Annotated in this window: 12 protein-coding genes; 10 read left to right on the forward strand and 2 right to left on the reverse strand. The window is 41.2% G+C overall.

Features of this window, described 5'->3' with window-relative positions:
* Positions 1 to 93: 93 nt before the first annotated feature.
* Positions 94 to 627 carry a DUF402 domain-containing protein gene (locus NMM13_RS03700; RefSeq protein ID WP_003005798.1) on the reverse strand — a complete coding sequence of 178 codons (534 nt, stop codon included), beginning with the start codon at positions 625 to 627 and terminating at the stop codon, positions 94 to 96.
* Between the two features lie 95 nt (positions 628 to 722).
* Positions 723 to 1,505 carry a recombination regulator RecX gene (gene recX / locus NMM13_RS03705; protein WP_254728042.1) on the reverse strand — a complete coding sequence of 261 codons (783 nt, stop codon included), beginning with the start codon at positions 1,503 to 1,505 and terminating at the stop codon, positions 723 to 725.
* A gap of 37 nt (positions 1,506 to 1,542) precedes the next feature.
* On the opposite strand from recX, the gene rlmD reads away from it, so the two are divergent.
* From rlmD to NMM13_RS03755, 10 genes are all read left to right on the forward strand, one after another.
* Positions 1,543 to 2,895 (forward strand): 23S rRNA (uracil(1939)-C(5))-methyltransferase RlmD, encoded by a 1,353-nt coding sequence (gene rlmD, locus NMM13_RS03710; protein ID WP_254728040.1) that lies wholly within the window; start codon positions 1,543 to 1,545, stop codon positions 2,893 to 2,895.
* A 10-nt stretch (positions 2,896 to 2,905) separates the two neighbouring features.
* Positions 2,906 to 3,349: a cytidine deaminase gene (locus NMM13_RS03715; protein ID WP_070673735.1), complete on the forward strand. Its 444-nt coding sequence runs from the start codon at positions 2,906 to 2,908 to the stop codon at positions 3,347 to 3,349.
* Between the two features lie 13 nt (positions 3,350 to 3,362).
* Positions 3,363 to 3,596 carry a DUF1858 domain-containing protein gene (locus NMM13_RS03720; RefSeq protein ID WP_003005810.1) on the forward strand — a complete coding sequence of 78 codons (234 nt, stop codon included), beginning with the start codon at positions 3,363 to 3,365 and terminating at the stop codon, positions 3,594 to 3,596.
* Positions 3,596 to 4,942, forward strand: coding sequence for a DUF438 domain-containing protein (locus NMM13_RS03725; protein ID WP_070673737.1), 1,347 nt, complete (start codon positions 3,596 to 3,598; stop codon positions 4,940 to 4,942). Before NMM13_RS03720 ends, NMM13_RS03725 begins: the two co-directional genes overlap by 1 nt.
* 2 nt (positions 4,943 to 4,944) lie before the next feature.
* Positions 4,945 to 5,199, forward strand: coding sequence for a DUF1912 family protein (locus NMM13_RS03730; RefSeq protein ID WP_013903179.1), 255 nt, complete (start codon positions 4,945 to 4,947; stop codon positions 5,197 to 5,199).
* 180 nt (positions 5,200 to 5,379) lie between these two features.
* Complete coding sequence (locus tag NMM13_RS03735) at positions 5,380 to 5,727, forward strand: helix-hairpin-helix domain-containing protein (RefSeq protein ID WP_003011968.1); 348 nt, start codon at positions 5,380 to 5,382, stop codon at positions 5,725 to 5,727.
* Between the two features lie 267 nt (positions 5,728 to 5,994).
* Entirely contained in the window at positions 5,995 to 6,573 is a 579-nt protein-coding gene (locus tag NMM13_RS03740; RefSeq protein ID WP_070673738.1) for a flavin reductase family protein, read from the forward strand.
* Positions 6,560 to 7,129, forward strand: a complete 570-nt coding sequence (locus tag NMM13_RS03745; RefSeq protein ID WP_070673739.1) for a GNAT family N-acetyltransferase — start codon at positions 6,560 to 6,562, stop codon at positions 7,127 to 7,129. The genes NMM13_RS03740 and NMM13_RS03745 overlap by 14 nt, the downstream gene beginning before the upstream one ends.
* A 27-nt stretch (positions 7,130 to 7,156) precedes the next feature.
* Complete coding sequence (locus tag NMM13_RS03750; RefSeq protein WP_254728038.1) at positions 7,157 to 9,808, forward strand: valine--tRNA ligase; 2,652 nt, start codon at positions 7,157 to 7,159, stop codon at positions 9,806 to 9,808.
* A 76-nt stretch (positions 9,809 to 9,884) separates the two neighbouring features.
* Positions 9,885 to 12,749 (forward strand): DUF3427 domain-containing protein, encoded by a 2,865-nt coding sequence (locus NMM13_RS03755; RefSeq protein WP_254728036.1) that lies wholly within the window; start codon positions 9,885 to 9,887, stop codon positions 12,747 to 12,749.
* Positions 12,750 to 12,755: the final 6 nt, after the last annotated feature.

The following is a 12,755-nucleotide window of genomic DNA, read 5'->3' on the forward strand; positions in this document are numbered from 1 at the left end:
TGTTTCGAAAAAGTCTAATGATTGTCATTAGGCTTTTTTGTAGGTATTTTTTCATTAAGTTAAAAGAAAAAAGAGCTTGCGCTCTTTCCAACTTTATTTATTTCGCAGTTCAACATAACGGTTATACCAAATTTTGATATATTCCTCAGAAAAAGGACCTTTGTTTTGGTTTATCCAATCTACTAGAACCTTAACATTTTCCTTTAAAATAAAGTCGATGTCATCTGAATAGTGCATTTTTTCTTTATGCTGCTCGTATTCTTCAACATCTAACAATTTTTTTTCACCATTGGTAAAGACTTTGACATCGAGATCATAGTCGATATATTTTAAGGCTTCTTGGTCAATGTGAAAAGGACTTGCTAGGTTACAGTAGTAAGACACACCATTGTCACGGATCATGGCGATGATGTTAAACCAATATTTTTTATGGAAATATACGATCGCTGGTTCACGTGTAATCCAACGTCTACCATCACTTTCAGTAACAAGTGTATGATCATTTACTCCAATAATTGCATTTTCGGTTATCTTTAATACCATGGTGTCACGCCATGTACGGTGTAAACTGCCATCATGTTTATAACTTTGAATTGTAATAAAGTCGCCTTCTTTAGGTAGTTTCATAACTTACCAACTTTCTACAATCTAAGTATATCCTCTATATTGTATCATATTTTTTCAAATTTTTTCTTATTTTTCTATTTAATTTTCAATTTGGTTTATGAATCTAAGTATTCTCTAATGGTTGACGTTATATCACTATAATCGTAGCCTTTTCTGGCTAGTGCCTGAGTCAAGCGTTGTTTGAGGTCATAGCCTTCATATTTTTTACTGTATTTACGGTATTGTTTTTCTAACTCTTTTAGAATGAGCTCATTGGTTGTTTCTTCATCTGTTTCGAGCTCGAGATTTTGGAATGCTATCTTTGCTTGGTTGTAAGCAAAGCCTTTTGAAATGAGGGCTTGGATGATTTTCGTTTCAATGGCTTTTAACGGGTATTTTCCTTGGTATTTTTTTAGGAGTTTTATTGCGGTACGGTCGATCACTTCTGAAAAATCATAGTCTGCAAGAATTTCTTGAAGGATAGATTTTGGGATCCCTTTTTGTTGAATTTTTTGTTGTAATAAGATAGGACCCTTATCGCCACTGAGAAGGTTGGCTTCTATCAGGTTTCTTGCATATTGACGATCATCTAACCACTTGTCTTCTTTTAGGTGTTGGACCACTTTATCAATAATGCCACTTTCAATCTCATACTTTGTCAGGTAGTCTCTGACTTCTTTTGTTGTCCGAGCTTTAAAAGAAAGATGGTAAAGGGCCAGGTTTTTACCATAGGAGTATTGAGCAAACTCTTGGATTTCTTTTAGTTCCTCTTCACTGATTTCTTTCTCTTTGGAAAGGAAATATTTGACGATGGTGTCTTCTGTAATATAAAGTTTTTGATCACTGTCTAATTCTAGGAGGTAGAGTCTTTTTTTCTTTTCTAGTTTTGTAATTTTCATGTTTTTATTATACCGAAAAATGTGTTAAGATAGGGATATGAACGTTAAAGTAAAACAAAAAATTCCTTTGAAAATTAAACGAATGGGAATTAATGGAGAAGGGATTGGCTTTTATAAAAAAACACTTGTCTTTGTACCAGGTGCTTTGAAGGGAGAAGATATCTTCTGCCAAATTACAAGTGTCAAGAAAAATTTTGCGGAAGCCAAACTCCTATCTGTGAATAAGGCGTCTAAGTTTCGTGTGACGCCCATGTGTGATATCTATGAGACCTGTGGTGGTTGCCAAATCATGCATTTGAAGTATGACAAGCAGCTGGAGTTTAAGACAGATTTATTGCAACAGGCCTTGAAGAAGTTCTCACCTGAAGGCTTTGAACAGTATGATATTCGGCCGACAATTGGAATGCAGGAGCCGCTTTACTATCGGGCAAAATTGCAATTTCAAACAAGGAAATTCAAAGGCCAGGTGAAGGCAGGACTCTATGCTCAAAATTCACATTATTTGGTGGAATTAAAAGATTGTTTGGTTCAAGATCCGGTTATTCAAGCTATCGCCAACGATCTAGCGGATTTATTGACCTATTATCAGATTCCAATTGCTGATGAGCGTAAAGAACTGGGTGTCAGAACCATGATGGTTCGACGGGCTCGGAAGTCTGGGCAGGTTCAGATCATTGTGGTCACCAGTCGTCAGATTAACGTAAAGAATTTGGTGGAAGACTTGGTCACGAAACACCCTGAGATTGTCACAGTTGCTGTTAATAAAAATACGTCTCGTTCCAGTGAGATCTATGGGGAACAAACGCAGATTATTTGGGGAGAAGAGGCCATTTTGGAAGGTGTTTTGGATTATGAATTCTCCCTATCTCCTCGAGCCTTTTACCAGTTGAATCCGGAACAAACTGAAGTATTGTATAGTGAGGCTGTCAAGGCTCTAGATGTTTCTCCAGAGGATCACCTGATTGATGCCTATTGTGGGGTTGGAACGATTGGGTTTGCTTTTGCGAATAGAGTAAAAAGTGTGCGGGGGATGGATATCATTCCTGAAGCGATTGAAGATGCTAAATACAATGCCAAACGGATGGGATTTGAGAATACCCACTATGAGGCTGGGACAGCAGAAGAGATCATTCCTCGCTGGTACCAGGAAGGCTATCGGGCTAATGCTGTGATCGTGGATCCACCTCGTACGGGCTTGGGGACAAAATTAATCGAGACCTTGTTGCACTATGCACCTGAAAAGATGGTCTATGTCTCTTGTAATGTCTCTACTTTGGCACGGGATCTAGTAGCTTTGACGAAGGTTTATCAGGTTGAATATATTCAATCAGTGGACATGTTTCCCCATACTGCAAGGACGGAAGCAGTTGTGAAGTTAGTGAAGAAGTGAAAGTAGAAGAATGGATATTTGGGAAAAACTTTATCTTGAGGCGAAAGCTCTCTATGCGCCTCAAGAGGTTTCAGATTTTGTCTATGCTCGACATGTGGTTGCTGCTGTTGAGGCTGCAGATGGTCAGATTTTTACGGGCTTTTGTATGGAAGGAACCTGCGGTGTCTTTCATTTATGTGCCGAACGAGCGGCCCTTTTCAACATGTATCAACAATCAGGACAGACCAAGGTCAAGCGCATTATTGCTTTTCGAGACAAGCCTCCTTATGGAGAAGGTTCTGGGATGCCTTGTGGGGCCTGTCGTGAATTTCTCCTTGAGCTAAATGCAGAGAATCGTCATCTAGAATTTATGGTGGATTATGAGAGTCGCAAGACCATTACTTTAGGTGAATTGATGCCTCTTTGGTGGGGCGAAGAACGGGCTCGTCAGAGAGAGAATAAAGGGAAGAAGTAGAGGAAATAAATAAATGGACAATGTTATTGATGTATCGATTCCAGTTGCTCAAGTTATTGATCAACATCCGGAGGTATTGGATTTGTTGGTGGAGTTGGGCTTTAAACCCTTAGCCAATCCGATCATGCGCAATACAGTTGGGCGCAAGGTTTCCTTAAAACAAGGATCAAAATTAGAAGGTACTCCTATGGAGAAGATTGTGAGAACACTAGAGGCTAATGGCTATGAAGTAGTGGGGCTAGACTAATGAGTGATGAACGAATTCACGTCTTAAGAGATATCTTATTAGAGCTTCATCATGGAGCTTCCCCTGAGTCGGTTCAGGAACGGTTTGATGCGACCTTTGCAGGGGTTTCTGCGATTGAGATCTCTCTTATGGAGCATGAACTGATGAACTCCGATGCAGGTGTTACTTTTGAAGATGTGATGGAGCTTTGTGATGTCCATGCCAATCTCTTTAAAAATGCGGTTCAAGGGGTCGAAGTTGCAGATACCGACCATCCAGGTCATCCGGTTCAAATCTTTAAACAGGAGAACTTAGCCCTTCGTGCGGCTATGATGCGGGTACGTCGCTTGCTAGACAATTATGAGACGACTGAGGATCCTGAGATGATTCAGGAGATTCAGAAGGGCTTGTTACGTCAGCTGGGCTTGGTGGGTCAATTTGATCGGCATTACCGTCGTAAGGAAGAGTTGATGTTTCCGATTATGGAAAAATATGGGCATGATTCCCCACCAAAAGTGATGTGGGGAGTGGATGACCAGATTCGGGAACTCTTTGCGCAAATTTTGGATGCGGCCAAGATATTACCGGATTCTAGTATTTCTGAAGTCAAGGAACGCTTTGAAGCCTTTGCGCAAGAGTTTGAGGGCATGATCTTCAAGGAAGAATCGATCCTCTTGATGATTTTGTTGGAGGCCTTTACCCAGGATGACTGGCTCTCCATTGCAGAAGAAAGTGATGCTTATGGTTATGCCATTATTCTCCCAAGTGAGAAATGGGTGCCGAAACGCGTGGACTTCAAGGAGGAAGCGTCGAAAGAGTCAGAAGGTTCAACTGAACCACTTCCTTCTTCAAAAGGCGATGAGCAACGCCAGGTCATTGAGACTCCTGAGGGGCAATTGACCATTACCTTCACGCCTAAGAAAAAAGAAGAGAGCTTCGACCGTCAGCAACCACAAGCTTTTGGCCATGGCTTTCTATCGGTGGAGCAAGCGAATTTAATCTTGAATCATTTGCCGATGGAGATCACCTTTGTCAATAAGGATGATATTTTCCAATATTACAATGATGCTGCGCCTTTTGAGGAAATGATTTTTAAGAGGACGCCATCGCAGGTAGGACGCAATGTTGAGCTGTGTCACCCACCGAAATATTTGGAGAAGGTCAAAGCGATCATGCAAGGGCTTCGTGAAGGGAAAAAAGACAAGTATGAAATGTGGTTCAAATCAGAATCGCGTGGGAAATTTGTCCATGTCACCTATGCAGCCGTGCGTGATGAAGCTGGAGATTTTCAAGGTGTCTTGGAATATGTTCAGGACATTCAACCTTATCGGGAGATCGATACGGATTTTTATAGAGGAATGGAGTAAAGATGAGTTACGAAACAGAGTTTATGAAGGAGTTTGAGGAGTGGATCAAGACTCAAGTCATGATCAATGAAATGGCTCTAGAAGAGAGTAAGAAGGTTTTTGATGAAGACCAGGATGAGCGAGCTAAAATCGCGATGATTCGCTATGAAAGCCGTTTGGACGCTTATCAGTTCTTGCAAGGGAAGTTTGAAAATTTCCATGCTGGAAAAGGATTTCATGATTTACCAGATGGCCTCTTTGGTGAAAGAAAATATTAAAATGGCCTTATTGAAGGCGTTTTACTAGCTAGATTTACCTGAAAATTGAGCAATGACTTGATTTTTTAGGGGATTGTGATACAATAAAAAAGTTGAAATGACATCAACGGATTTTTGAATGGAATAATGGTGATGAAACCTTGTTGCCTTAGGAATTGATCACTGAATTTAGGAGGAAAAATGGCAAAGAAGAACGTAAACCGTGCGAAACAATACAAACATCAAAATAGACATCTTTTGAAAAAAGCTGTCGCAACTGTAACTGCAGCTGTAAAAGAAGCACCTAAAAAGGTTGAGAAAGCTACAAAAGCAGTGGCGAAAGAAGTGAAACAAGCAGCTTCTTCAGTGGAAGAATTTGCTGCAAGTTTGGAAGGTGTGGCACTTGATCGTGCGCAAACATTCTATGATGAAGGTATTCGCTCTGTTGCGGACTTCGCAAACTGGACAGAAAAAGAGTTGTTGGCCCTTAAAGGAATCGGCCCAGCTACAATCAAGAAATTGAAAGAACTAGGCGTTAAATTTAAATAATCGCTTTTGTGATTTCTTGCTATTTCCAAGAAAACTTGCTAAAATGAACCTATTAGAGGTGTTTTGAATCCCACATTTTACAGAAAGTGGCGGTGCTGAGAAGTCCACAAATGTGACAAAACTGGTTGCTAATGGATGAAAATGAAATAAACAAAGTTGCGGGCATTGCCCGAAATTGGGTGGTACCGCGGATTAACACATTCGTCCCTGTCAGATTGATGACAGGGGCGATTTTTCTTTTTGCAACCCTAGCTGAAGGAGCTTGTCATGAAACAATCTTTTAACACTAGTAAACTCTACTATGGCTTTCCGATTTTCATCTTGGGGTATCAGGACAAGAACTTTGGGCACAATATCACGACCTGCAGTTCCTCTTATAGCCTGGGAGATTGGCTGGTCATCGGGGTTGGTAGTGAGGAAAATGCGGCTGACCAGATTAAGCATTATCAACAGTTCACTGTGAACATCCCTGATGAAAACTTTATGCTTGAGATGGAGCAGGCTGGGTTTATCAGCCATCGGGAGAAGTTGGAACACCTAGGGCTAGACTACGAGATTTCTGAACGGACTCAGGCTCCGATTTTAGAAGCTTGTCCAGTCGTTTTGGATTGCCAGGTAGATCGGATTATCGAGGAAGATGGCATCTGCCATATCTTTGCTAAGATTCTTGAGCGACTGGCTGATCCAGAGCTCCTAGATGACAAGGGGCATTTTAAAAATGACCGTTTTGCGCCGACTTACTTTATGGGGGACGGCCATCAGCGCGTTTACCGTTATCTAGATAACCGAGTCGACCCCATGGGAAGCTTTATTAAGAAAGCGAGGAAGAAGAATGACAAGAGCTGAACTGCCAGAACGAATCGAAACGGAGCGTCTGGTCTTACGAGTCCGAACAGTGGCTGATGCAGAGGACATCCATGCTTACGCTAGTCTTCCAGAAGTCTCTTACCCAGCAGGTTTTCCACCCGTCAAGACCTTGGAAGACGAGATCTATTACCTAGAGCATATCCTTCCCGATCGCAATCAAAAAGAAAATCTTCCAGCTGGTTACGGCATTGTGGTCAAAGGAACCGATAAAATCATCGGCTCTGTTGATTTCAACCATCGCCATGAAGACGATGTGCTGGAGATTGGCTATACCTTGCACCCAGACTATTGGGGGCGAAGCTATGTGCCTGAAGCGACGCGTGCTTTGATTGATCTAGCTTTTAAAGAATTGAACCTTCACAAGATAGAATTGTCTTGCTTTGGTTACAACCTTCAAAGTCAACGAGTCGCGGAAAAGCTTGGCTTTACCCTCGAAGCTCGCATAAGAGACCGTAAAGATGCCCAAGGCAATCGTTGTGATGATTTGAGATATGGCTTGCTGAAGAGTGAGTGGGAAACTCAAAATAAACATTAAAAAGAAATAACTAGAAAGGACGCACACATGTCTAAAGAACTTTCACCTAAATACAATCCAGCCGAGGTTGAGGCTGGTCGTTACCAAAAATGGCTTGACGAAGATGTTTTCAAGCCTTCTGGCGATAAAAAGGCGAAGCCTTACTCAATCGTTATTCCACCACCAAACGTAACTGGGAAACTTCACCTTGGTCACGCTTGGGATACAACTCTTCAAGATATCATCATCCGTCAAAAACGCATGCAAGGATTTGATACGCTTTGGCTCCCTGGTATGGACCATGCTGGGATTGCCACTCAAGCTAAAGTAGAAGCGCGTTTGGCTGAGGACGGTATCTCTCGTTATGACCTTGGTCGTGAAAAATTCCTTGAAAAAGTTTGGGAATGGAAAGACGAGTATGCGACGACTATCAAGGAACAATGGGGCAAGATGGGGCTCTCTGTAGACTACTCTCGCGAGCGTTTCACGCTTGACGAAGGCTTGTCAAAAGCTGTTCGTAAGGTCTTTGTAGAGCTTTACAAGAAGGGCTGGATCTACCGTGGTGAATTTATCATCAACTGGGATCCGAAAGCCCGTACAGCCCTTTCTGATATCGAGGTGATTCACAAGGATGTTGAAGGTGCTTTCTACCACATGAACTACATGTTGGAAGACGGCTCACGTGCCCTTGAAGTAGCAACAACTCGTCCTGAAACGATGTTTGGGGATACAGCCGTAGCGGTTAACCCAAATGATGACCGTTATAAAGACTTGATTGGTCAAAATGTTATCTTGCCAATCTTGAACAAGCCAATCCCAATCGTAGGGGACGAACACGCAGACCCTGAATTTGGTACTGGTGTGGTGAAGATCACTCCTGCCCACGACCCGAATGACTTCTTGGTTGGTCAACGTCATAATCTTCCGCAAGTGAACGTCATGAACGATGATGGCACCATGAATGAATTGGCTGGTGAATTCAATGGCATGGACCGCTTTGAAGCTCGTAAGGCTGTTATCAAGAAGTTAGAAGAAATTGGTGCCCTTGTTAAGATTGAGAAGATGACCCACTCAGTTGGTCACTCAGAGCGTACAGGGGTTATGGTTGAGCCACGCTTGTCTACGCAATGGTTCGTCAAGATGGATCAATTGGCTAAGAATGCCATTGCTAACCAAGATACAGACGATAAGGTAGAATTCTACCCACCTCGTTTCAACGATACCTTCCTTCAATGGATGGAAAATGTCCATGATTGGGTGATCTCTCGTCAGCTCTGGTGGGGTCACCAAATCCCTGCTTGGTACAATGCTGACGGTGAAATGTACGTCGGTGAAGAAGCGCCAGAAGGTGACGGATGGACTCAGGACGAAGACGTCTTGGATACGTGGTTCAGTTCTGCCCTTTGGCCATTCTCAACCATGGGCTGGCCGGATGTCGACTCTGAAGACTTCAAACGCTACTTCCCAACTTCAACCTTGGTAACTGGTTACGACATCATCTTCTTCTGGGTGTCTCGTATGATCTTCCAATCATTGGAATTCACAGGCCGTCAACCATTCCAAAACGTTCTGATTCACGGTCTCATCCGTGACGAGCAAGGACGCAAGATGTCTAAGTCACTCGGTAACGGGATTGATCCGATGGATGTCATCGAGAAATACGGTGCCGATGCCCTTCGTTGGTTCCTTTCAAACGGTTCTGCACCAGGGCAAGACGTGCGCTTCTCTTACGAGAAAATGGATGCTTCATGGAACTTCATTAACAAGATTTGGAACATCTCTCGCTACATCCTCATGAACAATGAAGGCTTGACCCTTGAGCAAGCAACTGCCAGTGTCGAAAAAGTTGTTAACAAGGAAGCTGGAAACGTTACTGACCGCTGGATTCTCCACAACCTCAATGAAACCATCGGAAAAGTCACTGAAAACTTTGATAAGTTTGAGTTTGGTGTGGCTGGACACATCCTCTACAACTTCATCTGGGACGAGTTTGCAGACTGGTATGTTGAGTTGACCAAGGAAGTCCTTTATAGCGATAACGAAGAAGAGAAAGTCATCACACGTTCTGTTCTCCTTTACACTTTGGACAAGATCCTTCGTCTCCTTCACCCAATCATGCCATTCGTGACAGAGGAAATCTTTGGACAAATCTCAGAAGGCTCTATCGTTACAGCAGAATACCCTACTGTTAACCCAGCCTTTGAAGACCTTGCTGCCCACACTGGTGTCGAAAGCCTCAAAGACTTGATCCGTGCTGTTCGTAATGCGCGTGCCGAAGTAAACGTTGCTCCAAGCAAGCCTATCACCATTCTTGTTAAGACTAGCGATAGCGACTTGGAAGCCTTCTTTAACAGCAATGTCAACTACATCAAACGCTTCACAAATCCAGAACACTTGGAAATCGCATCAACCATCCCTGCACCTGAACTCGCTATGTCAAGCGTCATCACAGGAGCAGAAATCTACTTGCCACTGGCAGACCTCCTCAATGTCGAAGAAGAACTGGCTCGTCTCGACAAGGAACTGGCTAAATGGCAAAAAGAACTGGATATGGTCGGTAAGAAGCTCTCGAACGAACGCTTCGTAGCCAATGCCAAACCAGAAGTCGTCCAAAAAGAACGCGACAAACAAGCCGACTACCAAGCTAAATACGACGCGACCGTCGCACGTATTGATGAGATGAAGAAGTTGGTGAAATAAACATAGAAACACGGCGGAATGCCGTGTTTTTTTGGTATAATGAAACTATTAAATAACGGTAGAAAAGAGACGATCTATGCCAGATGGCGTAACTTTATTTCAAGACACTCTTATTAAATCATTAAAATATGGATTTGTGGATAATGTCCAGTATCAAGAGGGTGGATATTCACCGCAGATTTTGATCAACGATCATGAAATGAAACGATATGTTTTGACGGATTTGCAAGAGGAGTTGAGCAAGTGCAAGGCATTCTATATATCAGTGGCATTTATTACACAGTCTGGGATTGCCTTAATTAAGTCGCAATTGTCTGATCTGATGGATAAAGGAATCCAAGGAAAAATTCTGATTTCTCCTTATCTTGATTTTAATGATCCAGTTGCGATGCAAGAATTACTTAAGTTAGAGAATGTAGAAGTCCGATTGACCCCAGAGAGTTTGCAGATGCATGCCAAGTTTTATCTCTTTGAGCATGAGGGAAGGCAGGTATTGATTTCGGGTAGTTCAAATCTGACCCACAATGCTCTCAAGATTAATTATGAGTGGAATATTAAATTGACCTCTACCCATAATGGCGAGCTTATTCGAGCTACTAAAGCTGAATTTGACAAGATTTGGGAGAAGTCTGATCTTTTGACAGATGAAAAGATTGCTTCTTATGCGCGAAGACGTCAGAATGTCATTCGAGTGGATCAGATTCGCGAAGAGAAAACGGCTCAATATCAGAGTGAAACGATTAGTCCTAACGAAATGCAAAAGGATGCCTTAAAAGGCTTGCAAGCGATTCGTGATTCTGGGAAAAAGAAGGCTTTGGTCATCAGTGCTACTGGGACAGGAAAGACCTTTCTATCAGCTTTTGATGTTCAACAGTTTAAGCCAGAAAGAATGCTTTTCATTGTTCACCGTGAGCAGATTCTACAGAAATCGTTAACGGATTTTCAAAAGGTCTTGCAGTTTTCTGATGCAGAAGCTCTTATTTATCACTCTGGGGATGATTTGACGGGCAAAAAATATGTGTTTGCTACTATCCAAACCCTTTCACGTGAGCAGAATTTAGGCCTATTTTCAAGAGATTATTTTGACTATATTCTGATAGATGAAGTTCATAAGGCTGGTGCTGATTCTTATAAAAAAGTGATGGCGCATTTTCAACCAGAATTTTTTTTAGGGATGACAGCTACTCCCGAACGAACTGATGGGCAAAATATTTATGAACTATTTGATTATAATATCGCCTATGAAATCCGTCTACAAGATGCTCTGGATAATGATATGCTTTGCCCATTTATTTATTTTGGGGTAAAGGATATCGAAGTCGAAGGACAGTTAATCAATGAGAATACTACGATCGCAAACTTAACATCCGAAGAGCGCGTGAAGCATATTATTAAAAAGATTGATTTTTATGGAGTTAGTGGAGAGAAAGTGAAGGGCTTGATGTTCTGTTCCTCTAAGAAAGAAGCTCATGACTTAGCATCCAAACTAAACCAAAAGGGGAAACGTTGTCGAGCCTTAACAGGTGAAGATAATATGGAGACCCGGAATGAAGTCGTTGCCCAACTAGAAAAAGGAGAACTAGACTACATTCTGACAGTAGATATTTTTAACGAAGGAATTGATATTCCATCGGTCAATCAGGTTGTGATGTTGAGGAATACTCAATCAAGCATTGTTTTCGTACAACAGTTAGGTCGAGGACTACGGAAGCATGAAAGCAAAGAATATGTGACCATTATCGATTTTATCGGAAATTACAAGAATAACTATCTAATTCCTATTGCTTTGTTTGGTGATAAATCGATGAATAAAGATAATTATCGTCGAGAGCTTCGAGAACCAAATATTCTAAAAGGATTGACGACCATCAATTTTGAAGAAGTAGCTAAGGAACAAATCTTTAAGTCCATCACTAATACTAATTTATCAAATAAAGTTTTGTTGAAAGAAGCTTATATGGAGACGAAGAACCGGCTAGGCCGTATTCCAAAATTAAGTGATTTTTGGAAATTAGATACTTTGGATCCATACATCTTTTTTGATAGCTTTAATCATTATGGAGAAGTTATCGATTCTTTTGACAAGGATGATTCATTTGTTAAAATTTCTGAGCTAAATGGATTTCTAACTTTTCTTTGTAAAGAGTTATCAAATGGAAAGAGGAAAGCAGATCTTTATCTTTTAAAATTCTTGCTGGAAAAAGAAAAGATTTCGCGTTCGGATTTTGAAAAATTCCTAAAAGAAGAGAATCTAGGAGCTTCTAATGAGTTGTTGAAGTCTATTGAGAATTTCTTGACCTATAGCTTTTTTGTTAAAAGAGATCAGGAAAAGTATGGTGTATCAGCTTTGGCTATCAAGAATAATATTTATCAACTTTCACCATATTTTGCTCAATTTCTGACAAAGGAGTATAAAGATTTTATATTAGATATCATTCAGACGGGTCTTTATCGTTCTGAAAAGTATCCACAGAATCCGTTGACGATCGGGGAAAAGTATTCTCGTAAAGACGCTGTGAGACTACTCAACTGGGATAAGGATGAGAGCTCTACTGTTTATGGTTATAAGGTTAAACATGGAACTTGTCCGATTTTTGTCACTTATCACAAAGAGGATGATATTACTGAAACAACTCAGTATCAAGATGGTTTTTTATCAAATAAAGTCTTTCACTGGTATTCTAGGAGCAACAGGAGTTTCAAGTCAAAAGAAGTAGCCGAGATTATGCAGTCTAATGATACTGGATTGACACTTCACCTGTTTATAAAAAAAGAGGATGGTGAAGGAAGTGATTTCTATTATCTTGGACCAGTCCGTTATATTGAGGATAGTGCTCTTGAAACTATAATGCCAGATGGCGAAACACCTGTAGTGACCATGAATTTTGAACTGATCAATGAAGTTCCTACAACACTTTATGATTATTTAACAAAAAAATAAGAGGTA

The sequence above is a fragment of the Streptococcus sp. CF8_St5-11 genome (assembly GCF_024295625.1).
Lineage (GTDB): Bacteria > Bacillota > Bacilli > Lactobacillales > Streptococcaceae > Streptococcus.